Source organism: Ensifer aridi, from assembly GCF_002078505.1.
GTDB lineage: Bacteria > Pseudomonadota > Alphaproteobacteria > Rhizobiales > Rhizobiaceae > Sinorhizobium > Sinorhizobium aridi.
Genome location: NZ_LUAV01000012.1, coordinates 1,177 through 24,421 on the forward strand (window position 1 = coordinate 1,177; position 23,245 = coordinate 24,421).

Below are 23,245 nucleotides of genomic sequence, written 5' to 3' on the forward strand. Positions count from 1 at the left end.
TTTGAATTGCTGCATGTCTCCTTAAATCGAGGTCGATTTAAGGAGACATGCAGCAGAACAAGTTCTGTGCGGACGGAAAGACTTTCTTTTCCTTGATTCCGCTTCAGCCATAGCGTTCGTGGTCGGCAAGCACTTCGTCGATGACGCGCCGCGATTTTTCGACCTCGAGCCGATCGGTTCCCGGCATCCCGGCAGCAACGATCAGTGCCTTCCACAATGTCCATCCGCGGCCGCGCGCCCAGGTATCCCTGTCGAGCGGAAGGGCCGCGCGAAATGCCTCACGGCTTTCTCCCCTGAACATCGTCCAGGCAATCGATAGGTCGCACGCGGGATCGCCGACACCGGACGTGCCGAAGTCGATGACCGCACTCAAGCGACCGTTGTCAACGAGGAGATTGCCGGAGGCGACATCGCCGTGGAACCAGACGGGCGCACCCGTCCATGTGGTCCCAAGGGCCGCGTCCCATACAGCCCGCGCCGCCGAGGCGTCGATCTCACCCTCGAGCGCTTCGAGTGCCCAGCGGGTCTCATGGTCGTAGACCGTCAACGGTCCTCCGCGAAAGAAGTTGTGCTGCCCCGGCGGCGGCCCGCCTTCTGCATCGATCCGCTGCAAAGCCGCCAGGAACTCGGCGAGCGTCGTTGCGAAGGCGCTCAAGTCGGCGATACGGGCATGCGTCGCGATCTCGCCCGCTCGCCACTGATAGACGGACCAATGCCACGGATAGCCCTGGTCCGGTCGGCCCATCGCCCGAGGGACAGGAATGGCCAACGGCAGAAGCGGTGCCAATTGCGGCAGCCAGCGCTGTTCCTTTTCCACCTGAAAGGCGTAGGAGGCATCACTCGGCAGCCGCACGGTCATCTCGTCCCCGAGGTGAAAGGTCCTGTTGTCCCAGCCGCCGTGCCTGACCGGCATCACCGGCAAGTCCGCCCACTGCGGAAATTGTGCCGCTATGAGGCGCTTGACGAGAGATACGTCGATATGGGGCACGTCGGGGGAGATCGAGGACATTCGAATAGCAACTTACCTTGTGAAGCATCCCGAGTTTGCCCGGAGCCGGCGAGTCCCGCAACCCGGTCGATCAGCCCGTCTCGCGCAAGGTCTCCTTCTGGGTGATCAGCCGGGCGCTGTGCTGGCCACTCAGATAGGTCCAGAGCCAACTCCAGGCGACGGCGAAGCGGCTGCGGGTGCCGATGAGGAAGTAGATATGGGCGATGCCCCAGATCCACCAGGCGAGCGCGCCCTTGAGTTTGATCCTGCCGAAATCGATGATCGCAGCGCGCTTGCCGATAGTGGCAAGGCTTCCCTGGTGGCGGTAGCGGAACACGTCGGGGACGGATTTGCCTTCCAGCCTGGCGCGAATGACCCGCGCCACGAAGGCGCCCTGCTGCTTGGCCGCCGGCGCAATCCCCGGCACCGGCTTGCCGTCTTCCTGTTTGACGGAAGCGGTGTCGCCTATGACGAAAACGTCCGGATGTCCGGGTGCCGTCAGGTCCTCAGCCACGAGCGCGCGCCCGGCGCGGTCGGCCTCGATCCCGAGCCATTTGGCAGCGGGCGAAGCCTGGACACCGGCTGCCCAGACGAGCGTACGACTCGGCACGAAACGGTCGCCGATCTTCACGCCGGCGTCGGTGCAGTCGGTGACCGGCGTTCCCGTGTGCACCTCAACTCCAAGCTTCTCCAGTGCCTTACGCGCATAGGCGGAAAGATCCTCGCTGAAGGCAGGGAGAATACGCGGCCCCGCCTCGACGAGCACCACCCGCGCCCGACGCGTGTCGATCCGGCGGAACTCGCCGGGAAGCGTTTTATGCGCCATCTCGGCAATGATACCGGCAAGCTCCACCCCGGTCGGACCTGCGCCGATCACCGTGAAGGTCAGGAGCGCGTCGCGCCTTGCCGAATCGTCCTCCACCTCCGCCTGCTCGAAGGCAAGGAGCACGCGGCGGCGAATGGTCGTCGCATCCTCCAGCGTCTTCAGCCCCGGAGCGACCGCCGCCCATTCGTCATGGCCGAAATAGGCGTGCGTTGCCCCGGTGGCCAGCACCAGCGTGTCGTAGGAAGCCGATTGCCCGTTCGCCAGCGACACGGTCTTGATGGCCGTATCGACGGCCGTAACCTCGCCGAGCACCGTCGTCACTTCCGGCCGGTCGCGATAAAGATGGCGGATCGGCCAGGCAATCTCCGATGTCGCGAGCACCGTGGTTGCGACCTGATAGAGCAGCGGCTGGAAAAGATGGTGATTGCGTCGGTCGATCAAGGTGACTCGAACCGTTGCACCCTTGAGATCATTAACAAGCTGCAGCCCGCCGAAGCCGCCACCGACCACGACGACGTGGTGTTTTTCGTGCATCGCCTTCCGCCCTGTTGGAACCAGTCTGCAGATTGTTCAACTTCGCGCACCGGCGGGCAACCCTCTGCCGGACATGGCTGCATTGCGCTGAGCGCCGCCGCATCCTAATCGGCGTAGCCGACCGGCACGGCCGTACCGCTTTTCAGTATCTCCATCGAGATCGAGGCCGAAACGTCGAAGAGTTCGACCTTGCGCACGATTTGTTTGTAGACAACGTCATAATGCTCGACACGCGGCAGAACAACCTTAACGATGTAATCATAATTGCCGGTCAGCCGGTGCGCCTCCACGATCTCGGGGATATCGACGATCGCGCGCCGGAACTTCTCGATCCACTCATCGGAGTGATGTGCGGTCTTGATGAGTGCAAAAACTGTCGTTGGCACGCCCATTTTCTGGCGATCGAGCACGACGATGCGCCGAGCGACGTAGCCTGCCTCCTCCAGCCGCTGAATGCGTCGGGAGCAGGCGGAAAGTGAAAGATTTACCCGCTCCGCGAGATCACCCATCGCGACGCTTGCATCCTCCTGAAGGAGTGAGAGAAGCTTTCGGTCCCTTTCATCCAGCACGCCCTTGGCTCCCCACTAACCGTAGTAGTGACGCCTATATTTTGCACGAAGTCGACAACATGCGCAAATACTTCGCGAGCTTTGCCGGCCACCTATTCATCAAAGCAAACAAATCCGGCTCGGGCCGCGCCATAATCCGACCGATGGAACGGAATCGGAAGTGGCAACGCGCACTTCCACGTTCGGTTCCAATGATCCGTAAAACAAGGGAACCAGACGATGGAAATGCGCAAGATCGGTCTCATTGGCGGCATGAGCTTCGAAAGCTCCGCGGTCTATTACCGGATGATCAATGAAGCCGTGCGCGAGCGCCTCGGCGGGCTGCGTTCGGCGGAGGTGCTTCTGCATTCGGTCGACTTCCAGAGGATCGTGGACCTGCAGAAGGCCGGCCGCTGGGACGACGCCGCCCAGCGCCTTTCCAATGTAGCGCGCGGGCTGGTTGCCGGCGGTGCCGATTGCGTTCTGATCTGCACCAACACCATGCACCTCATCGCCGACCAGGTACAGGCCTCGGTGGACGTTCCGCTGATCAATATCATCGACGAGACGGCGCGGCGCCTCAGGGCGGAGGGCCGTCGTCGGCCGCTGCTGCTTGCCACCCGCTACACGATGGAGCACGGCTTCTACGCGGAGAGGATGAGAGCGCACGGGATCGACCTAGCGGTGCCGGATGCCGAAGATCGCATGCTGACGCACAACGTCATCTTCGACGAGCTCTGCGCCGGAAAGGTGCTGGATTCTTCGCGCACCGCGCTGATCGCGCTGATCGAAAAGGCCAAGGCCGAGGGCGCCGATGCCGTCATCCTCGGCTGCACCGAGATCTGCCTGATCCTCGACCCGGCCAAGCTGCCGCTGCCGGGCTTCGATTCCACCGCCATCCATGCCGAAGCAGCGGTCGATTTCGCACTTGGGTGCGAAATGGTCAGCAGCGCGGCATAATGGGTTCAAACGCCGTCGGGCGGCGCGAAGAAGCAGTTCATGTGGTGCTCGGTCGGGTGGAGACAGATGTGATAGTCGCTGTCTCCGGACGGAATCTCGTCGCCGTATGGAATCTTAAATCTATGTTCCCTCGTTACCAGATGGTGGTCCCCAGGCCGCAGGGTGATCGAAAACCCGCGCTGCCCTTTCGACACACTTGCATCCGGAATTCGCTCACAATCGCCGCCTAGCTCGCTGCCCCTGCAGCACGCCGGGGGATAGGCCCAGCCGGTCACCATGGTGTGGGCATCGGCAGTGAGACTGGCGAGAACCGCAGCAGCGAACGCGAACTCTCTGACCATCGCGCGATTCCGATCAGTAAACGATCGTCATCATCCCTGCGGATTTTACACCTGCCCGGCCGAACTGGCACGAAAAACCTGAGGCACCCGGATGCGCCCTGCGCGCAGTCACCCGGTCGCATCAAATTCCGCCCGTGCTTTGCGGATCGCCTCATGGTTCTCGAGCGACCAATCGACAAATGGCTTGAGAATGGCGAGAAACGAGCGACCGAGGTCCGTCAGGCCGTATTCCACGCTCGGCGGCTGCGTCGGGTAGACGGTGCGGTTCAAATAGCCGTCGCGCTGAAGATCACGCAACGTCTGGGTCAGCATCCGCTGGGAAATGTCAGGGATCAGCCGCCTGAGCTGCGAGAAGCGCAAAGGTCCGTCGGCAAGCGAGAGTATCATCAGCGAATTCCACTTGCCGCCGATGTTGTCCATCACATCGCGCACGGGACAGTTGTCGACATCCATCGGCACGCCGCAGACGATTGCCACCCGCTTACCCTTCACCTCGCCCGTCGCCCGGTTCATGGCGGTACCCTTTCCGTAACCACAGCAGAAAAAACTGCCTCCTTTACAGCTCTTAGCAGATTACGAGATAAGAGCAACTCTCAAAACGAGACCAGCACTCAGCAGGAGCCAAATTGGCGAGGCTGGAAGGAAACGAAAGGAAACCTATGTCCGAAAAATTGCTCGTGACCGGTGCCGCAGGCCAACTGGGCCGACTGGTGCTCGATCAGCTTCTTGCGTCCGGCAAAACGCGACCGGCCGATATCATCGCCACCAGCCGCGACACCGCCAAGCTCGCTGACTATGCCGCCAAGGGCGTCGAGACCCGCGCCGCCGATTTCGATGACCCGGCCTCGCTCGAGAAGGCCTTCGTCGGTGCCGATCGTATCCTCATCATCTCGACCGATGTGCTCGATCAGCCCGGAAAGCGGCTGAAGCAGCATCTTGCAGCCGTGGATGCCGCCAAGAAGGCCGGTGCCAAGCACATCCTCTACACCTCCATGCCCAACCCGGAGAGCTCGGTCATTCCGTTCGCCTCCGATCATCTCGGCACCGAAAACGGGATAAAGGCGACCGGTATTCCCTACACGATCCTGCGCAATGCCTGGTACATGGAGAACCTTTTCCTGTCCCTGCCTCACGCGCTTCAAAGCGCACAATGGTTTTCGTCCGCCGGCAACGGCCGCATTTCGCACATCGCCCGCAGCGATATCGCTGCCGCTACCGCAGCGGCGCTGGAGTCTGGTTCGACGGAAAGCCGTACCTATACGCTGACCGGCCCTGCGGCTCTCACCACGAACGAAATTGCATCCCTCGCCGCCAGGGCCACAGGTAAGAAGCTGGACGTCGTGCACATTTCCGACGAGGCGCTCGCAGGCGGTCTCAAGGCGGCCGGTCTGCCGGACTTCTTCGTTCCGATCCTCGTCTCCTTCGATGCCAACACCCGCGCAGGCCACTTCGACGTCGTGACCGACGATGCCGCCGCCCTCACCGGCAAAAGCCCGATCGAACTCGTCGCCTTCCTCAAGGCGAACAAGTCGGCTCTCGCTGGCTGAGCAAACAAGAATGACGACAGGGCCCGACGGCGGATGCCGGGCCCTGTCGTTGCGGGGCCCCGGCGCATCGGCAACTTCTCCGGGAAGCCCACATGTCCGCCACCCTTTCGCCTCAGCGCATTGCTATCGTGAGATCGGCTGAGTAGGAGGGACATGCGTTAGGAGGGACTGGCGATGACGGCGCCGATCGACTTCTGGTTCTCGATAGGAAGCCCCTACACCTTTCTGGCGGTCATGCGGTTACCCGGGATCGCCGAGAAGGCAGGTGTCGAGGTTCGCTGGAGGCCCTTCAACGCTCACGCCCTGCAAATCGAGGCGAACGACGTGCCTTTTGCCGACAAGCCTCTCAAAGCCGACTATATGTGGCGTGATATCGAACGCCGGGCCGCGAAATTCGGCCTGCCCGTGAGGCTACCGATCCCCTACCCGCTTCCCGAAATGGAACAGGCGAACCGTGTCGCAGTGCTCGCCGCCGGCGAAGGCTGGTGCCCAGCCTATGCGATCGCTACCTACCGGCGCTGGTTTGCCGACCGCGAGCCCTCCGGCAGCGAGCCGAACCTCTCGGAGAGTATAAAGGAGGCAGGGCAAGATCCCGCCCGTGTGCTGGAGCAGGCAAACTCCGGCGCCGCAGCCCGGGCGCTTGAAGCCGCGACCGGCGAAGCGAAGGAGATCGGCATCTTCGGCTCACCCTCCTTCGTCGCCGATGGCGAATTGTTCTGGGGTCCCGATCGTTTGGAAGACGCCATCGAATGGCAGCATAATCTGGACCGGGGCAACCCGGGGTGAAACCTTGCTTTGTCGCCACCTATCGGGTGGCATATTAAGTTTCCCTCACATTTGTCGTCGGCCCGCGCCAGTGGCGAGCCACCAATCCGCAGACAGCCTTCCCGCACCCCAGGTCATGACGCCGAGCGCCATCGCCGCCCAGGTCAGATGAAGCGGCCATCCATCCGGTACCGTCAACTGGATGGCGATTGTCATCACCAAAAGCCCGAACGCGACGAGACGCGTCGCCAATCCCAGGACCAGCAAAGCAGACAAGAGAACCTCGGCGCAGGCGACCACGAAGGCGGTCACCGCCGGTGCCGGGAAAGGATAGGGCCCGCCCGGCAGATGCAATTGGAATTCCGATGTGAAGAGGAGGACGGCAACGTCGTTCAACTGCAAAAAGCCATCCCATTTGCTCATGCCCGAACGCCAGAAGGGTACGGCCAGCCCCAGCCGCAAGGCGAGTTGAGTAAGCGACGCCGGTGCCACGGCGGCAACCAGGCCGTCGATCCAACCGAGCCAGCCTTCCCTTCCCCTGCTCTCGCGTTTGTCGAAAAATTTTCGTACCGGAATCACCTTCTCATCCTCCATGGCGGATCGCGGCAAAGGCGCCAGCCTCAAGCGTGACGGCAACGGCAGCCGCGAGATCGAATTCCGGGCAGCACGTTTTCCCTGTCACCGCGGCGTTTCCGAATGGCTCGCCTCCAAGCAGACTGCTCAGGAAGACGTCAGACCCCGGCTGAAGGGAGCGAACCTCCACTTCGAGCGCCGGCCGTGTGATCAGCGCGCTTTCCGCTGCCGCGACCTCGATGCGGCCGACCGGACCATCGCCGCGGTTCGCCGAAAAGACGGTCACGGCCGGATAGGCGGAGCGGATGATGCGGGTCGCCGGGTGCGGTTCGAATATGATGCCGGCGAGGTCCGCGGGTCGAACCGACGCCAGCGCGTGCGGTGGCAAGACGGCTGCGTCCGCCGCATGATAGGCGTCGAGCCAGGCGCGCTCGATGCGTGCGACGTCGGCTAGCCAGGGCATGGACTGAGCATATTCATACCGCTCGATGAAATCGGGAAAATCCCGGCCGTATTCGAAGGGGAGCGGCGACGTGGGTGGTGTCTCGCGGATGTGAAACCGGGCCATGGCCCGAAAGAATGCTTCGCCCGTGATGCGCATCGTCGCCGGAAATGCGGCGGCGAGCGCCTCGATCAGGCTGACGGTCACGTTGTTGCGATAGACATTGAAGCGCTTGTCAGCCGCCTTGCCGTTTGGGCCGGCAACGAGCGCCGGGGTCGGGCGGCCGGGGTCAAGCAGTGCGGGCACGAAGCGCTCCGGATAGCCCGGCCGCTCGGCGGCTTCTGACGGACGTCCCTTAGCCGCATGCATGCAACTTCTCCTGTCGGGGGACCGCCGCATGCCGATCCAGGATCGTTTGGGCTGCCCTTGCTTCGCGCTTCAGGACTGACCACTCCGGAATGGCACTGTCCCATTCGATCAGCGTCGGGACCGGGCCGCGCCAGCCGATCACGATGTCGAAGAGCTTCCACACCGCGTCTGCGACCGGTCCGTCATGACTGTCGATCAGCAGGAGGTCGCCTTCATCGTCCTCCTGCTCGGCATGGCCGGCCAGATGGATCTCGGCGACCCGACCGAGCGGGTAGTCCGACAGGTAGTCGAGCGCGGAAAAGCCCTGATTGGTCGCCGAGACGAAGACATTGTTGATGTCGAGCAACAGACCGCATCCCGTGCGTTTCACGATCTCCCGGATGAATGCGGTCTCACTCATCGTCGACTCTTTGAAAACCACATAGGTCGAGGGGTTTTCCAACAGGAGCGGCCGACCGATCGCCTCCTGCACCTCATCGATATGCTCGGCGACGCGCCTGAGGCTTGCCTCCGTATAGGGCAACGGTAGAAGGTCGTTGTAGTAGGTCGTGTCGTGCGTCGACCACGCCAGGTGTTCAGAGACGAGCGCCGGCTCGTATCGCTGGACGAGTGCCGCGAAACGGCCGAGATGGTCCTTGTCCAAGGGCTGCGGCCCGCCGATCGACATGCACACGCCATGGAGCGAGACCGGGTAGTCCTCGCGTATTCGCGTGAGTGCTGCGTGCGGCGGCCCGCCTGCCCCCATATAGTTCTCTGCGTGAACTTCGAAGAAACCGCCACGCCGCTCTTCGTCGGCTAGGATGGACGGCAGATGCTGGTGTTTGAAACTGGTACCCGCCAGCCCATCGATCGGATGCGCCGGAAAGCGGAGAGTTCCCTGCTGAGCGCGATCCGTGTGACTTGCCACTTCCGGCATTGTCGCCTCCACTTTCCGGTGCTTGATATCGGCTTAAGAGGGAATGTCCCGCGACAGCGGTTCCGGCGAGCCCTTTCGGCCGCCCGGGAGTTCCATGGTCGTGCAGGTGCCGCCGTCTACGAATTTCCAGGCATTGCCCTGGTAATCGACAGTCGATGTGGCCTGGCAGGTCGTGCCTGGGCCGGCAGCGCAATCATTCTGCCCCTTGAGCGCGACGCCGTAGCACTTCTCCTTGCCGGCATCCATCGCGGCTTTGACCTCGGCCTCTGAGAGCGGCGCGGCGATCGCGAGCGACGACATCGCGGTTGCCACAGCGCTGGCAAGCATGGCCGCGCTTATCGAGCTTCTGGTAGACATGATCTTCTTCTCCGTTGTTGCTGGGTGCGCCTTCCCTTCGGCACACAGAGCGTCCTTCGTCGTCAGCGGGAGAGATGTTACATTTGGCGGCTACACGCTTTCGTGAGCCGGGCGTGCTCTGAATTCACGGTGATTTTGGATTGACTCGGGAAGGACGAACGCTTCCGGTTCCATGAACCACCGCGGCGGAAACAATTGCTCCGCGAGCATGTAACAAGTGGTGCAAACCGGCGAATTGGGAGGAAGAACAAGTGAACGGTGCGGATGACGGCGATCTTGCCGGTCTCTTTCGCACGTCGCTTGGCGGCGATGAGAAAGCTTACGGCGAGTTCCTCAAGGAAGCCGCCGCGCTCGTCCGTGTTTGGGCACGCCGGAGAGCAGCGCATTCCGGCCTCGATCCGGAAGATATCGTCCAGGAAACGCTGCTCGCGGTCCACGTGAAGCGCCATACCTGGCGGAATGACGGTCCGGTCAAGCCTTGGCTTTATGCGATCGCGAGGCACAAGCTTGTCGATGCGTTGCGGCGGCGCGGCCGCCACGCTCGTGTGGGACTCGGCGAGGTCGAAGAGGAGCTCGCGAGCGAAGAGGCGGAGACCGCGAGAGACTGGGAGATCGGCCGCGCACTCGAAGTGCTGACGCCGGGCCAGCGTTCGGTCGTGACGGCGATATCGGTGGAAGGACGCACGATAGCGGAGGCCGCGAGAAGCCTGCACATGAACGAGACCGCAGTTCGCGTCGCGCTCCACCGCGGCCTTGCTGCCATCGCCAAGCGATTTGGACGGGAATGACATGGAAACGCACGAACTCATTAAGGCACTCGCGGCAGACACGAAGCGAAGCGGCATGCCGATGGCTTTTGCCTGGTCGGGTGCCGCCATCCTTGCAGTCGCCGTTGCTGCGGGCGTCTTTCTGGCGCTTCTCGGTCCGAGGTCCGACGTCGCAAACGCGATGCAGACGTTGCGCTTCCTCTACAAGTTCTTGGTTACGATTGCGCTTGCGCTCAGCGCCTTAGGAGTTCTGCGCGTGCTATCACGCCCGGACGCCGAGCCGCGCACGTTGCTGCCCTATCTTGCCATCGCACCGGCGCTGCTGTTCGCGGGTGTCCTCGCGGAGCTTTTCGCTGTGCCCACCAGCACATGGCCTGAGCGCCTCGTCGGAAGCAATGGCCTCGTGTGCCTGACCTTCATTCCGCTGATCGGCCTCGGTCCGCTGGCGTTGTTGTTGCTGGCGCTGCGGCATGGAGCTCCGTCCCATCCCACACTTGCAGGGGCGGTTGCTGGGCTTGCTGCTGGGGGCGTTGCAGCAACCTTCTATGCCGCCCATTGCACCGACGACTCGCCGCTCTTCGTGGCTACCTGGTACACGGCGGCAATCGCCATTCTGGTGTTCCTCGGCTGGGTCGGCGCGCGCCGCTTCGTCCGCTGGTAGCGGCTAGCGCGGGATGAGGAAAAGTGTGCGCGGTTTTCCGCCCCGCGCCGACCATTAGAATCGATCACGTTCATGATTTTAGGTCGATCCGCCCTAAAATCATCGTGATCTACAGCGCCGCGCGTCTGATCAGACGCGCAAAGGTCGCTGTAGCACTTTGAATCGCTGCATGTCTTTGTGCTTAAATCGAGGTCGATTTAAGGAGACATGCAGTAGGCGGCGCGGAACGAATTCATCGGCTGTGTCGCGCCTCCTGAACCGGCGGACATGGCTCAGAACCGTAGGAGCAGAACACGCAGCAATCGCCTTCCTTCGGCTTGATGATCGCGCCGCATCCCTTGCATTCGTAGACACGAAGACAGGCATCGATTGGCATCGTTTCGACCGCCTGGTAGCGACAGTTGGGGCAAGTCAGCACTGATAGAAGGTGAACCATACGGCGCATTCTCCTGCAGCTTTCATCCGCCCGCCGCATGACTTTACCTCACATCACCGCGCCGTGCCCACCTTCCGCGGGCGAGGCACGGCGCCCTGCGAACAACCTGCCCTCCTCGGCCTATCGTCTGCTCGTCACACCGTCTCACCGCAGGCGCGGCGGAAGCGACGCACGGTTTCAGCCATGCCATATTCGAGCGCATCCGCCGTCAGGCCGTGGCCGATCGAGACCTCGGCGAGAGCGGGAATGTGTTTCACGAGCAGGGGCAGGTTGGCGACCGTCAGGTCGTGACCGGCATTGACGGCGAGGCCGAGGCCGACTGCGATCTCCGCCGTGCGGCCCAATTCCCCGGCGATCCGCTCGGCCTTCTCCTCGTCGTCGTAGCAGCCGCCATAGGGCCCGGTATAGAGCTCGATGCGGTCGGCCCCGGTCTCCCTGGCGATTTGCAGCGCCTCCGCGTCGGGGACGCCATCGGCAAAGAGCGAGACGCGGAAGCCTTTTTTCTTGAGCCGTCCGACTACGTGGCCGAGCAGATTATGGTTCTTGCGGAAGTCCCAACCGTGATCGGAGGTCGCCTGCGCCGGATCGTCGGGAACAAGCGTCACCTGCTCCGGTTCGTGCCGCTCGACGAGCTCCAGGAACATTTCGTTCGGAAAGCCTTCCATGTTGAATTCCGCTTGCGGAAACTCGTCATCGATCAGGTCGCGGATCGGCTGGAGATCGGAAAAGCGGATATGCCGCTGGTCGGGACGTGGGTGCACGGTCAGTCCGCTTGCTCCCGCCTCGAGCGCGATGCGGCCAAGACCGGTGACGGATGGCCAGGGAAGATCGCGCCGGTTGCGCAACATCGCGATAGCATTGAGATTCACGGACAGTTTTGCGGGCATATCGGAACTTTCGAACGAGCACCCCGGCCGCAGCCGGGAGCGCATGAGTGACGAATGCCGCTGTTCTACCGCAGATTTTGCGAAACCGGAATCGCCCGCTGCCTCCCTCCGCGCGCCGCGCGCACATTTTTGACAATGGTCAAGTAGGTTGATATCAACGTTAAATTCAGAGGAGAAACCGCAACCACATCGCAGACTGAGGAGAGCGATCATGACGAATGAGACCCCAATCATCCCCGCAAAAGAACTGGCGGCGCGCAATCGCGCTCATTTCCCGAACGAAAGTGTCGAATATCGGCACGCACGCGATGCGCTTCTGGCCGAGGAGATCGAGCTCAGGCGGCACATCGAGCGGGTGGCCGAGATGCGTCGGCGGCTGCCGCAGGGTGGCGAAGTGACGAAGACCTATCGTTTCGAAGGGGAAGCCGGGCCAGTCACCCTCGCCGACCTCTTCGCAGATAAGGATACGCTCATCGTCTACAGCTATATGTTCGGCCCGCAGCGTGAAAAGCCATGCCCCATGTGCACATCGCTGATGGCATCCTGGGAGGGCAAGGTCCCGGACATCGAACAGCGCGTGGCGTTAGCCGCGATCGCCCGCTCGCCGATCGAAAGGTTGATTGCCGCAAAGAAGGCACGCGGCTGGCGCCAACTGAAAGTCTACTCCGACAGCGATGGCAGCTTTACCCGCGATTATGTCAGCGCTGAAGACGCGGACGTACCGGGCTACACCGTCTTCACCCGCCGGGACGGGACGATCCGGCATTTTTGGAGCGCCGAAATGAGCAATGAAATGGCCGACCCCGGCCAGGACCCGCGTGACGCGCCCGACCCGGACCCATTATGGACCCTGCTCGACACAACGCCCGAAGGCCGCGGCAAGGACTGGTACCCGAAGCTCGAGTATCCGAGCGGCGTCTAGCCGCAGGCGCTGCATGTTTCCTTAAACCGCGGGCGCTTTGAGGATAAAGCGTGCAGCAACGCAAAGCGCTACAGCGACTTTGCGCGTCTGATAGGACGCGCGGCGCTGTAGGGCGGCGCATAAAGCGGCGCGTCTCGCTTCGGATTGATACGTTCGGGCGCGTCTCTCGGAAAATGAACAACTTTCTTGCCCCAACGCCTGACAACCACCATTTTTGGGCCTAAGTTCCGAATCAGGCTATGGTTGCTTATTTTCGAAAACGCTTTTCACGGCCTGTGAGCCGCATCCTTCTTGGAGCCTATTGATGACGCCAGCCGAAAGGCCTAGCGACGAGACGATCCGGCTTGCGCTCGACCGGATCCTCGACAGCAAGGGTTTCCAGCGCTCCGAGCGGCTGCGCGCCTTCCTGGCCTATGTGGTCGAAAAGGAAATCGCCGGAGAAGGAAGCCAACTGAAGGGCTATACGATCGCTATCGATGTCTTCGGCCGCGGCCAGGCCTTCGATGCCGATAGCGACCCTCTTGTGCGGGTGCACGCCGGCAAGCTGCGCAAGTTGCTCAGGGCCTTTTATGAGACGGAAGGCGCCCGAGAAGAATGGCAGATCAGCATTCCCAAGGGGGGCTATGTGCCGGAGTATCGGCGGCCGCGCGGCCACTCGCCGGGCGCATCTCTGCCGTCCGACGACCGCCAAAGGGCGCCTGGACGCCCGGCCGCATGGAAACCGGCGCCCTTCTCCTCCCCCTGGGCGGTATTGACCGTGTTGCCGCTTCTTCTGTTCGCGCCGCTGCCTTCGCCGGAAATGGCGCTCGACATCGACGCCGAGGCCAAGTTGTTCAGCGGCTCGACGACGGCCGCGCGGGGCCTTCCTTCGGTCATTATCCGTGTGAATGGCCCGCAACACAGCAGCACTAGGTCTTTTGCCGCAACGCTGAAACAGCTCGCGGAACGCCACAAGACACTTGCGCGAGCGAGCACGGCCGACGACAAACGGGCAACCGGCGCCAATTCGGCATTGACGTTCTTCATCACCATCTCCTGGCAGGAGGCACCGGCCACCGGTATCAACGTCACCCTGTTGCATGACGGCGAAGACATTCCGCTGTGGCGCGATTTCATCGCCGCGGAGCGACTGGCAAGCGAGGCCGACGTCCTTTACGAAACCACCTCATTAGCCGCGCAGCTATTTTCGTTGGATGGCGAGATCTATGCCCATGCCGCGCTGGAAGGACTGCAGAGCGCATTGATGAAATGCATGGCCGCGACCGCGCGCTACCGCAAGCTGCTCACCCGCGACAGCTTTCAGGAAGCTTGGAGCTGCCAGCAGAAGCTCGGGCCGCTGCGCGGCGACGAACCCCTCTTCACCCTCTCGGCCAACAGCCCGCGCAGAGTAATCGGCCACTGATCAGCGTCGGGGAACACGTTCAAGCTTGAGCGGTCCGACGGCTTAACATGGCGCTGATTCAGAGACAAAATCGCCCGACACTTTGAGAAGCGACACACCATCATGCCCCTGCCCCGGATCCCGCAAGCCATCATCTTCGATATGGATGGCCTGATCTTCGATACGGAAGTTCTGTACCGCGACGCCGTGTTGAGCGCGGCCCGCTCGCACGGGCGCGAGATGCCCGTTTCCCTTTACCTGGAAACGATCGGTCTATCCAGCGAGGCGACACGCGTGCTGTTCCGGGACCATTTCGGCCACCATTTCGATTTCGATCGTTTCTGGACGCGTGCTGTCGATCTCTTCCATGAAATGGCCGACACGCGATTGGGCCTGAAGCCGGGCGTTGTCGAGCTGCTCGACCTGCTGGACGAGAAGAAACTGCCGCGTGCGATCGCCACGTCTTCGCGCCACCAGGACGTGAAGCACCACCTGGCATTCCACGCCCTTGAGCAACGGTTCAGTGCTGTGGTCGCCCACGGCGACTATGAGCGCGGCAAGCCCCATCCCGATCCGTTTCTGAAGGCAGCGGCATGCCTGGGCGTAGAGCCGGAATTCTGCCTTGCCCTGGAGGATTCCCACAACGGCATCCGCTCCGCATCCTCCGCAGGCATGATGACGATCATGGTTCCGGATCTGCTTCCGCCGACTGAGGAAATCCGCGGGCTGTGCATGCATGTGGCCCCTGATCTCCACACTGTCGGAAGCATGCTCCGCGCGATCCGATAACCGTCGTTTGCGCAGGCGCCGATCATGGCCCGGCATACAAGTAATGCATTTTCAATGGCTTCAAACCTCGCGTTAGCGAGCGTTGGAACAAGGAGAGAACACATGACCACACGCAGATCAGTCCTCAAGGGAACGCTTTCCCTCATGCTGGCGGCGACGGCGATGACGACGCTTGCCCCATTTGGCGCCGCCGCCAAGGCGCCGCAGGTCAAGACACAGGCTCCCGCCTTCTATCGCATGATGCTCGGCGATTTCGAGATCACAGCGCTTTCCGACGGGACGGTGAAGTTTCCAGCGGAAGCCCTCTACGTCGGCGCACAGGACCAGATCGCCGCCCTGTTGACAAAAGCATTTCTCGCCTCGCCCGTGGAAATGTCGGTCAATGCCTTTCTCATCAACACCAACGAACGGCTGGTCCTGATCGATGTCGGCACCGGCGGCTTCTTCGGCCCTACGCTCGGCAAAGTCGTGCCCAATCTGATCGCCGCCGGCTACCAGCCGGAACAGATCGACGACATTATCCTAACCCATGCCCATGTAGACCATCTTGGCGGCCTCGTGGCTGGCGAAAAGGTCGTCTTCCCAAATGCAACCGTCCACCTCAACAAGCGGGACGCCGATTTCTGGCTGTCGCCGGCCAATCGCGACGCTGCGCCGGAAGCCAAGAAAGACTTCTTTGCTGCCGCGGTAAAGGCGCTCGCACCCTATCGCGAAGCGGGCAAGCTGAAGGACTTTGCGGATGGGGCAGAACCCGTTCCGGGTTTCAAGACCACTCTGCGCGCCGGTCATACGCCCGGCCACAGTGCGGTTGCCGTGGAGAGCAAGGGCCAGAAGATGGTTTTCTGGGGTGACATCACTCACGGCGATGTCGTTCAGTTCGACGAACCGGATGTGACCATCGGCTTCGACGAGGATGCCGGGGCGGCCGCAAACGCGCGCGACGCGGCCTTCGCCGAGGCTGTCCAGCAGGGTTATCTGGTGGCGGGTGCGCATACGCGTTTTCCCGGCATCGGCCATGTCCGCACGGACAGTGACAATTTCGACTGGGTCCCCGTCAACTACAGCACGGCGCTCTAACCCGCCACGATCACCGGCCACTCCGTTCGGATGCGCGACATCGCGTCCGACGGGTGGCGTAGCGAACCACGCCCCGCATGATCGGGGCTGTTCATTTCGGTGATTCGCGCTTACCGTGAACAGGTGCGCTGGATTTTCATGTCTGGTTGTTCGTTCACGAGAACGCGCAACGAAGCGCCAGCCCGAAAACGACCGCGCACGCTGTCTGGTGCGAAGGTCTGGAGAGGGCAAGCACATTGGTTTTGAGTAGCCGTGCCGAATGCACGGCGTGTCTCGCGAAGCGCCAGGCCGCGTCTCATGAAGAGACTGCCGGCGCCACCGAACGGGGGGCTCAAAATGTCGCAAGATTCATGGAAGTACGTCGACTCCGGAGGCGCGCCGAACGCGGCCGGTTTTCTGCCCAAACTGCCCATTCCCTATCAGGGCACGGACGACAGGCTTGCCATCGCGGAAATGGCGGAGGCCTTCGGCGTGACCCACCGCACGCTCCACTTCTATGAGGAGAAGGGCCTGCTGCACGCAGCGCGAATGGGGCCGATGCGCGTTTACGGCGAGGCCCAAATGCGCCGAATGGCGGTGATCAATGCCTGCCGGGAAATCGATATGCCGATCGCTGCAATCCAGGAACTGCTGGTCGCTCTCGACGGCGCGGGCAGCCAGAAGGAGGCCGACCGGCTGTTCGAAGCGACGCTTCGGGCGCGCCGCCGGGAGCTCGCCGCCCAGCAATCGATCCTGCGCCGCCAGATGCAGCGTATCGCCGAGCTTCTCGAAGAAGGAGCCGCCGGCGATGCAGACCCGCAAAATGGGAACATTCATCTCTCGCCGCTCGAAACGGAATGTCTCGGCTTCATGGCCGAAGGCCACCCCGCAGCACACATCGCCCGGCTGATGGACATGGACCTGACAGCGGCGCTCACGCTGGAAGCCGGCCTCATTCGAAAGTTCGGTGCCCACAACCGTTTTCAGGCCGTCGCCAAGGCCGTGCTCGCCGGTATGATCGCATCGGAATAGATGCCGAGCGGAAATGTGAAGCCGCCCCCTGAGGTCCGACTCTGCATCACGGCCGACATCATCTGTTGCCATTGGTGATCAGTGTTCAAATGACCGGAGAGTTGTCTTAGTCCTTGCGCGGCGCTAGTATTTGCCGGCAGTTCTGTACGTCTTTCTCGACAGTCTGCGTGTTTTGCCAGCGAGCTGCTTCTGATCGCACAGAACAATCTCTCGTCCGTCGAGAGCCATATTCAGAAGCTTATTTTCGTCCGACGCCACTCGAATGGCGCCTCCGCCGATCTGTCTTAAACACGAACGGATATACTTGGAGGAAAAGATGAGCAATCGCACGATCACTCTCATTCTCGCGGGCTGCCTCGCCCTGTCTGGCTGCCAGTCTGGCGCCATAACAGGAGCGACCGGACGCACTGCCGAGTTCGGCTGCATCGCCGGTACGGTCGGCGGCGCAGTCGTCGGCGGGCTGGCCGGCGCGACCATTGGCTCGGGGACTGGTCAGCTCTGGGCGGTCGGCGGCGGCGCCGTGCTCGGCAGCGCGGCCGGCAGTGCCTTGACCTGCGCTTGAAGCGAGGACCGGAATGATGAAAAGACTAGTCCTGATGACGGCATTCGCCGTTCTCGCAGCCGTTACGGCTGCGGCGCAGAACCAGCCGGTTGCCATGAACCAAGGCCAAATGGATCGGCTCGACCGTGACAAGAGCGGCGCGGTCGACCGCTCCGAATACCAAGCTTTCATGACGGCAGCCTTCGCGAATCTGGACAGGAACAAGGACGGCAGCTTGCGCTCCGAAGAAGTGGCGCAGGTCCTGAACGCGCAGCAGTTTGCCGCCACCGACGCCAACAGTGACGGCAGGATCAGCCAGAACGAGTTCCTGAACAGGGTGATGGCTGACTTCAAATCTGCCGACCGCAGCGGCGATGGTAGTCTGCAGTAGCCGAGGACCTGCTGACCGAATTGTGTTCAGGGACAGCAACACGGCGGCAAATCAACGGCGCCGCCAACAGGGCCGACTTAGAAGCGGGCCGTTAACGGTCCGCTTTTCTAAGCGGGGCGCACGCCGGCAACTTTTCATTGTAGACGCCGGACCTACCTTCGTTATAGTCGAGCGTCGTTTGCCGACACCGCGGAGGAAAAAACGTTGCCGTCGACCGGATTATTGATCACCTTCTTCATCACGACGGCCGTTTTCGCCTATATTCCGGGGCCGGCCATGCTCTATGCCGCAGCACAGACGATGGCGCGTGGTCGCTGGTCCGGGCTGATGGCTACGTTTGGTATTCACATCGGCGGCTATGTGCATGTCGCTGCGGCCGCTGCCGGACTGTCGGTCCTCTTCCACGCCGTGCCCACGCTGTATCTCGTCGTCAAATTGGCCGGTGCCGCCTATCTGATCTCGCTCGGCATTTCTCTCGTTTGCCGCAAATCTCAGGGGCCGCTGCCGGAATTCAGTGCCAAACCCGGCCGCCGCGCCTTCATCGGAGCGTCGTCGTCGAGATCCTGAACCCGAAGACCGCCATATTCTTCGTCGCCTTCCTGCCGCAGTTCATCGACGCGTCTGCAGCCCTCCCTGTCTGGGCCCAGTTCGTCATCCTTGGAGCGATCGTCAACTTGATGTTCTCGTCGGCAGACGTCGTCTGCGTCATGCTCGCGGCTGTAGTCATGTCGAATTTGAAGCGGTCCAGCCGCGTGGAGCGCCTCGTCCAACGCGCCGGCGGGGCGACCCTCATCGGCTTGGGTGCCCATCTCGCCTTCCAGAAGGGCTAAAGGCCATTCCGCCCTATCTAACGATCGTCAGCCGTTCCGCCGCCCGGGTGATCGCCGTATAGAGCCACCGCTCGCGCGTGTCGCGGAAGGCCCAGCTTTCGTCGAAGAGCACCACATTGTTCCACTGCGAGCCCTGCGCCTTGTGCACCGTCAGTGCGTAGCCGTAGTCGAACTCGTCATAGCGCTTGCGGGTCGACCAGGGGATCTCCCCTTCGACCTCTTCGAAGGCCGCTTTCAAAAGTTTGATCTTCGCCGCACCGCGGTCCATGTCGTCGTCTTCGGGGCGGATCATCAGATTGATGCCCGGTTTCACGGTTTCCTTCGACGAGCTCATCACCTGCCAAAGCGAGCCGTTGAGCAGCCCCTTGGCCGGATCGTTGCGAAGGCAGACGAGTTTGTCGCCGGACTGAGGATATTCGCTGGTAAAGCCCTTAAGCTCGCGAAGCCGCTGGTTGTAGCGCCGTCGCGTCCGGTTGGTGCCGACCAGCACCTGATCGGCCTCGAGGACCAGCGGCTGCGTCACCTCGCCCTTGGAGATGACCTGCGCAGTACCATAGTCGCCATGCATGATCTCCTTGCCCTCGCGCACATGCATGGCGAGTTGAATGATCGGATTGTCCCGCGCCTGGCGATGGATTTCCGTCAGAAGATAGTCCGGCTCGTGGTTGGTGAAATAGCCCCCGCCCGAGACCGGCGGCAATTGCCCCGGGTCGCCGAGAACGAGGATCGGCGTGCCGAAGCTCATCAGGTCCTTGCCGAGCGCCTCGTCTACCATCGAGCATTCGTCGACGATGATCAGAGCGGCTTTCGCGACGGGGCTCTGCCGGTTGATCGCAAACATCGGCGCGATCGACGTCTTGCCGGTCTCCTCATCCTCCACTTCTTCTTCGCCGCGCGGCCGGTAAATCAGCGAATGGATGGTCTTGGCGCTGCTGGCCCCCTTGGAGCGGAGCACTTGCGCGGCCTTGCCGGTGAAGGCGGCGAACAGCACCTCACCGTCCACATGCTCGGCGAAATGGCGGGCGAGCGTCGTCTTGCCGGTTCCGGCATAGCCGAACAGCCGGAAAAGCGGCGAGCGACCCTCCTTCAGCCAGCGCGAAACGGCCTTCAGGGCCTCATCCTGTTGCGGAGCGAACTGCATGACGTGCAGTGTCAGGATTCGGGCGCCGGGCGCAAGTGCCGATTTGGCTATCGGCGGTTGCATCGATGCGTGGGACGGCCGTTGCGCAAAATTCTATGCGGCGCCAAGGTGGTCATTCAGCGTCAAGCAGCGTCCTTTCGGGGCCACACTGGCAAAGCCGGTGTGGCACTTTTTTGCACCGCACCTTGTATCGAGGCAGTCAGTGCTGCTAACCAGTAAGCGGCTGCATACAGTGTGCACGAACATCGATGCGGCAGCGCCTGCCGGAGAATGCCCTTGAAGCCGGAACAGCCATCAATGCCGATGCCGCCCGTAAAGACCGGGCTGGGCCGCTTAGCGGGCCTCTGGCAATGGTGCCTGCTCGCGGCGCTCTCCGTTGTATTCGCAGCCATTCTGGAAACGATCGGCATCCCCGCCGGGCTCTTGATGGGACCTATGGCCGCCGGCGCACTTGTTGGCATGAATGGCGGTACCATCCGCCTGCCCCGGCAGCTCTTCTTCTGCGTGCAGTTCGTCCTGGCGATGATGATCGCCGGCTCCATGAGCCCGGACCTGCTCGTGACCTTTTCGGGCAACTGGCTCCTGTTCCTCGCAATAATTCTCTCCGTGATCGGCATGAGTACGCTTTGCGGCTGGACCATAACGCGAATGGGCATCCTGCCTGGGACGACCGCGATCTGGGGCTCATCGGCCGGTGCTGCCTCGACAATGCTGCTGATGGCCGACGCCTACGGTGCGGATGCCCGTCTCGTCGCCTTCATGCAATATCTGCGCGTCGTCTTCGTCGCGAGCACAGCGACCATGATCGCGCATCTCTGGGTGAGCGGTGCCGAGGCCGAGACCACAACCGGCTGGTTCGCGCCGGTCGCCGGCCTTCCTTTCCTCATGACGCTTGCCGTGGGCATCGTCGGCGGCTTCCTCGGTAGGGTGCTGCGCGTGCCGGCCGGCGCCTTCCTCATCCCCTTCGCCATCGGCTCGGCGCTCAGCATCACCGGCGCCATGACGATCGAGCTGCCGCAGTGGCTGCTGGCTCTTTCCTTTGCCTTGCTCGGTTGGAACATCGGTCTCGGCTTTACCCGAACGATCCTGACGCATGCCCGCCGCGCCCTGGTGCCGACGGTCATCTCCATCCTCGTGTTGATGTCTTTTTCCGGGCTTCTGGCCCTGTTGCTCATCGAAGCGGTCGGGATCGACCCGCTGACGGCCTATCTCGCCACCAGTCCCGGCGGCCTCGATTCGATCGCCGTCATCGCCGCCTCCAGCAATGTCGACCTCCCCTTCGTCATGGCGCTGCAGACGGCCCGCCTGCTGATCATCACCTTGATTGGCCCGCCGCTCGCCCGTTTCGTCGCCGACCGGGCCTGACAGGCACCGTCCCACGCGGAGCAAACGCGTCTTCTCCGCCTGGCGCAACCATCGCGAGCGCGGCGGGAATAAATCTGCCGTCCCTCGTGTCTCATCTGCGAACCCGCTGGAGCGCGGTTCTGCTTCAGAAACACTTTCAGGAAGGAAATCCCCATGAGAACGTTTCCGTTAGCCGTCGCCTTCTCATTTGCCGCGGCCGCTGCCGCCCTCGCCGCGCCGCCGGTCAAGACGGTCGAGAGCGAAAAGGGTCCCGTTCTCGCCGCAGCGAACGGCATGACGCTTTACACCTACAGGGACGACCAGAAGGGCGTTTCGACCTGCTATGATCAATGCGCCAAGAACTGGCCGCCCTTCATGGTAGAGGGCAATGCAACCGCTGAAGGCCCCTATACGATCGTCGAGCGCAAGGACGGTAGCAAGCAATGGGCCAAGGACGGCATGCCGCTTTATTTCTGGGTCAAGGACAAGAAAATGGGTGACATCACCGGCGACGGTGTAAAGGGCGAATGGGATGTCGCACGGCCGTGACGGTCAAGGTACGGGCACGGGCGCGGATGCTTCCGCTCCCGATGCCTTTGAACGAGATGTCCTCGCCTTGATGCCGGCGCTCAGGCGCTATTCGCGCAGCCTCGCGCGTTCCGATCCGGACGGCGAGGACCTGTTGCAGGATTGCGTCGAGAAGGTGTTGGCGCGGCGCGCGCAATGGCGCGGCGTCAATCTGCGCGCCTGGGCTTTCACCATCATGACCAATCTCCACCGCAACCGTCACCGCCGCCAGGCGCAACATCCGGAGGTCGAGTTCGAAGATGCACTTGGCCTTTCGGCTGAGGAGGAGAACGCGGACCCGTTGGAACGGCAGCGTTTGGAGCGCGCTCTGGACAGGCTGTCGGCCGACAAACGCGCGGTGCTGATGCTCGTGGTGATCGAGGGATACCGCTACCAGGACGTGGCCGACATGATGGCGATCCCCATCGGAACGGTGATGTCCCGCCTCTCGCGCGCCCGGCGCCAACTCGCAGAAGCGATGAAGGATGATAATGTGATTGCCCTGCGGAGACCGAAATGACCGACGAATTCGACAGCGTCTCCGAAGACGAGCTGCACGCCTATGTCGATGGCCATCTGAGCCAGCCGGAGCGCGGGCGCATCGAAGCCTGGTTGGAGAGACATCCCGCCCGGGCCGAGGAGGTGCGTGAGTGGCAGGCGCAGGCGCAAACGTTGAAGCAGCATTTTGCCTCCTATGCCCGCAGCGACGAAGGCGACCGCGCCCTGATCTCGGCTCGTCGGCCAACCGCGGGTTCGGCATCCTCCGCATCCCTGCTGCGGCGCATCGCCGCCGGCCTCCTGATCTTTGCCGCTGGGGCCCTCGCCGGCGCTTATGCGCCACGCTTCATCGCCCCGGACGCCCCGTCTCAGAGCGAACGGCTGAACGAGTCGCTGCCCCGCCAGGCGCAATCCGCTTTCCTGATCTACGCGAGCGAGGTACGCCATCCGATCGAGGTCGGGGCCGACCAGCAGGCGCATCTCGCGACATGGCTCGGCAAACGGCTCGACTACGCGCTGACGATCCCAGACCTGTCACCCCTCGGCTTTTCGCTCGTCGGCGGCAGACTCCTTCCGGTCAACGGCAAGGCGGGCGCGATGCTGATGTATGAGGACGGCACCGGGCAGCGGCTGACGGTGCTTCTCGGCCGCAACCCCGACAACCGCGAAACCAGCTTCCGCATTGCGAGCGAAGGCGGGATCGAGACCTTCTACTGGATCGATGGCGAGATCGGCTATGCCGTCACCGGGGAGGTGCCACACGAGCTGCTCCAGAAAGTCGCCAGCGAATGCTACCGGCAGTTCGAGGGATCGTCGCCGTCCTAAGATGCGCTGCG

At 62.4% G+C, this 23,245-nt stretch carries 27 protein-coding genes and 1 pseudogene; 17 read left to right on the forward strand and 11 right to left on the reverse strand.

The window, feature by feature from the left end; all coding sequences use genetic code 11:
* Window positions 1-103 precede the first annotated feature (103 nt).
* The 3 genes from AYK65_RS10120 to AYK65_RS10130 form a co-directional block, all read right to left on the reverse strand.
* The gene (locus AYK65_RS10120) at window positions 104-1,009 is read right to left on the reverse strand and encodes an aminoglycoside phosphotransferase family protein (protein WP_081158286.1); all 906 of its coding nucleotides are present in this window, start codon (window positions 1,007-1,009) and stop codon (window positions 104-106) included.
* Window positions 1,010-1,079: 70 nt separating this feature from the next.
* Complete coding sequence (locus tag AYK65_RS10125; protein WP_046120743.1) at window positions 1,080-2,348, reverse strand: NAD(P)/FAD-dependent oxidoreductase; 1,269 nt, start codon at window positions 2,346-2,348, stop codon at window positions 1,080-1,082.
* 104 nt (window positions 2,349-2,452) lie between these two features.
* On the reverse strand, window positions 2,453-2,917 hold the full coding sequence (locus AYK65_RS10130; protein ID WP_026617684.1) for an Lrp/AsnC family transcriptional regulator: 465 nt from the start codon (window positions 2,915-2,917) through the stop codon (window positions 2,453-2,455).
* A gap of 219 nt (window positions 2,918-3,136) precedes the next feature.
* Here AYK65_RS10130 and AYK65_RS10135 point away from each other — a divergent pair, with 219 nt between their 5' ends.
* Entirely contained in the window at window positions 3,137-3,856 is a 720-nt protein-coding gene (locus tag AYK65_RS10135; RefSeq protein ID WP_026617685.1) for an aspartate/glutamate racemase family protein, read from the forward strand.
* Window positions 3,857-4,305: 449 nt separating this feature from the next.
* Here the strand turns inward: AYK65_RS10135 and AYK65_RS10145 are convergent, their stop codons facing one another.
* Window positions 4,306-4,710 (reverse strand): winged helix-turn-helix transcriptional regulator, encoded by a 405-nt coding sequence (locus AYK65_RS10145; RefSeq protein WP_081158288.1) that lies wholly within the window; start codon window positions 4,708-4,710, stop codon window positions 4,306-4,308.
* A gap of 146 nt (window positions 4,711-4,856) precedes the next feature.
* On the opposite strand from AYK65_RS10145, the gene AYK65_RS10150 reads away from it, so the two are divergent.
* Both AYK65_RS10150 and AYK65_RS10155 read left to right on the forward strand, forming a co-directional pair.
* Window positions 4,857-5,744: an SDR family oxidoreductase gene (locus AYK65_RS10150; RefSeq protein WP_081158289.1), complete on the forward strand. Its 888-nt coding sequence runs from the start codon at window positions 4,857-4,859 to the stop codon at window positions 5,742-5,744.
* Window positions 5,745-5,918: 174 nt separating this feature from the next.
* The gene (locus tag AYK65_RS10155; protein WP_081158290.1) at window positions 5,919-6,530 is read left to right on the forward strand and encodes a 2-hydroxychromene-2-carboxylate isomerase; all 612 of its coding nucleotides are present in this window, start codon (window positions 5,919-5,921) and stop codon (window positions 6,528-6,530) included.
* A 45-nt stretch (window positions 6,531-6,575) separates the two neighbouring features.
* Here the strand turns inward: AYK65_RS10155 and AYK65_RS10160 are convergent, their stop codons facing one another.
* Genes AYK65_RS10160 through AYK65_RS10175 form a run of 4 tightly spaced genes read right to left on the reverse strand, consistent with a single transcriptional unit; the run spans window position 6,576 to window position 9,166 of the window.
* On the reverse strand, window positions 6,576-7,103 hold the full coding sequence (locus AYK65_RS10160; protein ID WP_077068259.1) for a DoxX family protein: 528 nt from the start codon (window positions 7,101-7,103) through the stop codon (window positions 6,576-6,578).
* Window positions 7,093-7,893 (reverse strand): HvfC/BufC N-terminal domain-containing protein, encoded by an 801-nt coding sequence (locus tag AYK65_RS10165; protein ID WP_081158291.1) that lies wholly within the window; start codon window positions 7,891-7,893, stop codon window positions 7,093-7,095. Before AYK65_RS10165 ends, AYK65_RS10160 begins: the two co-directional genes overlap by 11 nt.
* Window positions 7,880-8,809 (reverse strand): MNIO family bufferin maturase, encoded by a 930-nt coding sequence (gene bufB, locus AYK65_RS10170; RefSeq protein WP_081158292.1) that lies wholly within the window; start codon window positions 8,807-8,809, stop codon window positions 7,880-7,882. The genes AYK65_RS10165 and bufB overlap by 14 nt, the downstream gene beginning before the upstream one ends.
* Before the next feature lie 33 nt (window positions 8,810-8,842).
* Complete coding sequence (locus AYK65_RS10175) at window positions 8,843-9,166, reverse strand: BufA1 family periplasmic bufferin-type metallophore (RefSeq protein ID WP_026617693.1); 324 nt, start codon at window positions 9,164-9,166, stop codon at window positions 8,843-8,845.
* 251 nt (window positions 9,167-9,417) lie between these two features.
* On the opposite strand from AYK65_RS10175, the gene AYK65_RS10180 reads away from it, so the two are divergent.
* Entirely contained in the window at window positions 9,418-9,954 is a 537-nt protein-coding gene (locus AYK65_RS10180) for a sigma-70 family RNA polymerase sigma factor (RefSeq protein WP_026617694.1), read from the forward strand.
* Window position 9,955: 1 nt separating this feature from the next.
* Window positions 9,956-10,594, forward strand: a complete 639-nt coding sequence (locus AYK65_RS10185; protein ID WP_026617695.1) for an NrsF family protein — start codon at window positions 9,956-9,958, stop codon at window positions 10,592-10,594.
* A gap of 232 nt (window positions 10,595-10,826) precedes the next feature.
* Here AYK65_RS10185 and AYK65_RS32930 read toward each other — a convergent pair whose 3' ends face one another.
* Together AYK65_RS32930 and AYK65_RS10195 are read right to left on the reverse strand one after the other, a co-directional pair.
* Complete coding sequence (locus AYK65_RS32930; RefSeq protein ID WP_077068260.1) at window positions 10,827-11,039, reverse strand: GDCCVxC domain-containing (seleno)protein; 213 nt, start codon at window positions 11,037-11,039, stop codon at window positions 10,827-10,829.
* A gap of 125 nt (window positions 11,040-11,164) precedes the next feature.
* Window positions 11,165-11,917 carry a pyridoxine 5'-phosphate synthase gene (locus tag AYK65_RS10195; protein ID WP_026617696.1) on the reverse strand — a complete coding sequence of 251 codons (753 nt, stop codon included), beginning with the start codon at window positions 11,915-11,917 and terminating at the stop codon, window positions 11,165-11,167.
* 211 nt (window positions 11,918-12,128) lie between these two features.
* Here AYK65_RS10195 and AYK65_RS10200 point away from each other — a divergent pair, with 211 nt between their 5' ends.
* The 8 genes and pseudogenes from AYK65_RS10200 to AYK65_RS10235 all read left to right on the forward strand — a co-directional run bounded on the left by AYK65_RS10200 (window position 12,129) and on the right by AYK65_RS10235 (window position 18,859).
* Window positions 12,129-12,839, forward strand: coding sequence for a DUF899 family protein (locus AYK65_RS10200; protein WP_026617697.1), 711 nt, complete (start codon window positions 12,129-12,131; stop codon window positions 12,837-12,839).
* Window positions 12,840-13,143: 304 nt separating this feature from the next.
* Window positions 13,144-14,241: a hypothetical protein gene (locus tag AYK65_RS10205; protein ID WP_081158293.1), complete on the forward strand. Its 1,098-nt coding sequence runs from the start codon at window positions 13,144-13,146 to the stop codon at window positions 14,239-14,241.
* Window positions 14,242-14,343: 102 nt separating this feature from the next.
* Window positions 14,344-15,009, forward strand: a complete 666-nt coding sequence (locus AYK65_RS10210; RefSeq protein ID WP_081158294.1) for an HAD family hydrolase — start codon at window positions 14,344-14,346, stop codon at window positions 15,007-15,009.
* A gap of 102 nt (window positions 15,010-15,111) precedes the next feature.
* Window positions 15,112-16,086, forward strand: coding sequence for an MBL fold metallo-hydrolase (locus tag AYK65_RS10215; RefSeq protein ID WP_081158295.1), 975 nt, complete (start codon window positions 15,112-15,114; stop codon window positions 16,084-16,086).
* Window positions 16,087-16,422: 336 nt separating this feature from the next.
* Complete coding sequence (locus AYK65_RS10220; protein WP_026617701.1) at window positions 16,423-17,097, forward strand: MerR family transcriptional regulator; 675 nt, start codon at window positions 16,423-16,425, stop codon at window positions 17,095-17,097.
* A 316-nt stretch (window positions 17,098-17,413) separates the two neighbouring features.
* The gene (locus AYK65_RS10225; RefSeq protein ID WP_026617702.1) at window positions 17,414-17,659 is read left to right on the forward strand and encodes a glycine zipper 2TM domain-containing protein; all 246 of its coding nucleotides are present in this window, start codon (window positions 17,414-17,416) and stop codon (window positions 17,657-17,659) included.
* A 16-nt stretch (window positions 17,660-17,675) separates the two neighbouring features.
* The gene (locus tag AYK65_RS10230; protein WP_026617703.1) at window positions 17,676-18,029 is read left to right on the forward strand and encodes an EF-hand domain-containing protein; all 354 of its coding nucleotides are present in this window, start codon (window positions 17,676-17,678) and stop codon (window positions 18,027-18,029) included.
* Window positions 18,030-18,233: 204 nt separating this feature from the next.
* Window positions 18,234-18,859 (forward strand): annotated as a pseudogene (locus tag AYK65_RS10235) (LysE family translocator).
* Window positions 18,860-18,872: 13 nt separating this feature from the next.
* On the opposite strand, the gene AYK65_RS10240 reads toward AYK65_RS10235, so the two are convergent.
* Window positions 18,873-20,000, reverse strand: coding sequence for an ATP-dependent DNA helicase (locus AYK65_RS10240; protein ID WP_026617705.1), 1,128 nt, complete (start codon window positions 19,998-20,000; stop codon window positions 18,873-18,875).
* 276 nt (window positions 20,001-20,276) lie between these two features.
* On the opposite strand from AYK65_RS10240, the gene AYK65_RS10245 reads away from it, so the two are divergent.
* From AYK65_RS10245 to AYK65_RS10260, 4 genes are all read left to right on the forward strand, one after another.
* Entirely contained in the window at window positions 20,277-21,365 is a 1,089-nt protein-coding gene (locus tag AYK65_RS10245) for an AbrB family transcriptional regulator (RefSeq protein ID WP_081158296.1), read from the forward strand.
* Window positions 21,366-21,518: 153 nt separating this feature from the next.
* A complete protein-coding gene (locus AYK65_RS10250; RefSeq protein WP_081158297.1) occupies window positions 21,519-21,893 on the forward strand; it encodes a COG4315 family predicted lipoprotein in 375 nt (124 codons plus the stop codon).
* On the forward strand, window positions 21,877-22,431 hold the full coding sequence (locus AYK65_RS10255) for an RNA polymerase sigma factor (protein ID WP_081158298.1): 555 nt from the start codon (window positions 21,877-21,879) through the stop codon (window positions 22,429-22,431). Before AYK65_RS10250 ends, AYK65_RS10255 begins: the two co-directional genes overlap by 17 nt.
* Window positions 22,428-23,234: an anti-sigma factor family protein gene (locus AYK65_RS10260; RefSeq protein WP_026617709.1), complete on the forward strand. Its 807-nt coding sequence runs from the start codon at window positions 22,428-22,430 to the stop codon at window positions 23,232-23,234. The genes AYK65_RS10255 and AYK65_RS10260 overlap by 4 nt, the downstream gene beginning before the upstream one ends.
* Window positions 23,235-23,245: the final 11 nt, after the last annotated feature.

Bases quoted from the DNA above. Each gene is read 5' to 3' on its own strand.
- AYK65_RS10250 (WP_081158297.1), top strand. From the start codon at position 21,519: ATGAGAACGTTTCCGTTAGCCGTCGCCTTCTCATTTGCCGCGGCCGCT.
- AYK65_RS10150 (WP_081158289.1), top strand. From the start codon at position 4,857: ATGTCCGAAAAATTGCTCGTGACCGGTGCCGCAGGCCAACTGGGCCGA.
- AYK65_RS10165 (WP_081158291.1), bottom strand. From the start codon at position 7,893: ATGCATGCGGCTAAGGGACGTCCGTCAGAAGCCGCCGAGCGGCCGGGC.
- AYK65_RS10255 (WP_081158298.1), top strand. From the start codon at position 21,877: ATGTCGCACGGCCGTGACGGTCAAGGTACGGGCACGGGCGCGGATGCT.
- AYK65_RS10175 (WP_026617693.1), bottom strand. From the start codon at position 9,166: ATGTCTACCAGAAGCTCGATAAGCGCGGCCATGCTTGCCAGCGCTGTG.
- bufB (WP_081158292.1), bottom strand. From the start codon at position 8,809: ATGCCGGAAGTGGCAAGTCACACGGATCGCGCTCAGCAGGGAACTCTC.
- AYK65_RS10210 (WP_081158294.1), top strand. From the start codon at position 14,344: ATGCCCCTGCCCCGGATCCCGCAAGCCATCATCTTCGATATGGATGGC.
- AYK65_RS10160 (WP_077068259.1), bottom strand. From the start codon at position 7,103: ATGGAGGATGAGAAGGTGATTCCGGTACGAAAATTTTTCGACAAACGC.
- AYK65_RS10200 (WP_026617697.1), top strand. From the start codon at position 12,129: ATGACGAATGAGACCCCAATCATCCCCGCAAAAGAACTGGCGGCGCGC.
- AYK65_RS32930 (WP_077068260.1), bottom strand. From the start codon at position 11,039: ATGCGCCGTATGGTTCACCTTCTATCAGTGCTGACTTGCCCCAACTGT.
- AYK65_RS10195 (WP_026617696.1), bottom strand. From the start codon at position 11,917: ATGCCCGCAAAACTGTCCGTGAATCTCAATGCTATCGCGATGTTGCGC.
- AYK65_RS10230 (WP_026617703.1), top strand. From the start codon at position 17,676: ATGAAAAGACTAGTCCTGATGACGGCATTCGCCGTTCTCGCAGCCGTT.
- AYK65_RS10125 (WP_046120743.1), bottom strand. From the start codon at position 2,348: ATGCACGAAAAACACCACGTCGTCGTGGTCGGTGGCGGCTTCGGCGGG.
- AYK65_RS10205 (WP_081158293.1), top strand. From the start codon at position 13,144: ATGACGCCAGCCGAAAGGCCTAGCGACGAGACGATCCGGCTTGCGCTC.
- AYK65_RS10215 (WP_081158295.1), top strand. From the start codon at position 15,112: ATGACCACACGCAGATCAGTCCTCAAGGGAACGCTTTCCCTCATGCTG.
- AYK65_RS10155 (WP_081158290.1), top strand. From the start codon at position 5,919: ATGACGGCGCCGATCGACTTCTGGTTCTCGATAGGAAGCCCCTACACC.
- AYK65_RS10240 (WP_026617705.1), bottom strand. From the start codon at position 20,000: ATGCAGTTCGCTCCGCAACAGGATGAGGCCCTGAAGGCCGTTTCGCGC.
- AYK65_RS10135 (WP_026617685.1), top strand. From the start codon at position 3,137: ATGGAAATGCGCAAGATCGGTCTCATTGGCGGCATGAGCTTCGAAAGC.
- AYK65_RS10145 (WP_081158288.1), bottom strand. From the start codon at position 4,710: ATGAACCGGGCGACGGGCGAGGTGAAGGGTAAGCGGGTGGCAATCGTC.
- AYK65_RS10225 (WP_026617702.1), top strand. From the start codon at position 17,414: ATGAGCAATCGCACGATCACTCTCATTCTCGCGGGCTGCCTCGCCCTG.
- AYK65_RS10185 (WP_026617695.1), top strand. From the start codon at position 9,956: ATGGAAACGCACGAACTCATTAAGGCACTCGCGGCAGACACGAAGCGA.
- AYK65_RS10220 (WP_026617701.1), top strand. From the start codon at position 16,423: ATGTCGCAAGATTCATGGAAGTACGTCGACTCCGGAGGCGCGCCGAAC.
- AYK65_RS10120 (WP_081158286.1), bottom strand. From the start codon at position 1,009: ATGTCCTCGATCTCCCCCGACGTGCCCCATATCGACGTATCTCTCGTC.
- AYK65_RS10260 (WP_026617709.1), top strand. From the start codon at position 22,428: ATGACCGACGAATTCGACAGCGTCTCCGAAGACGAGCTGCACGCCTAT.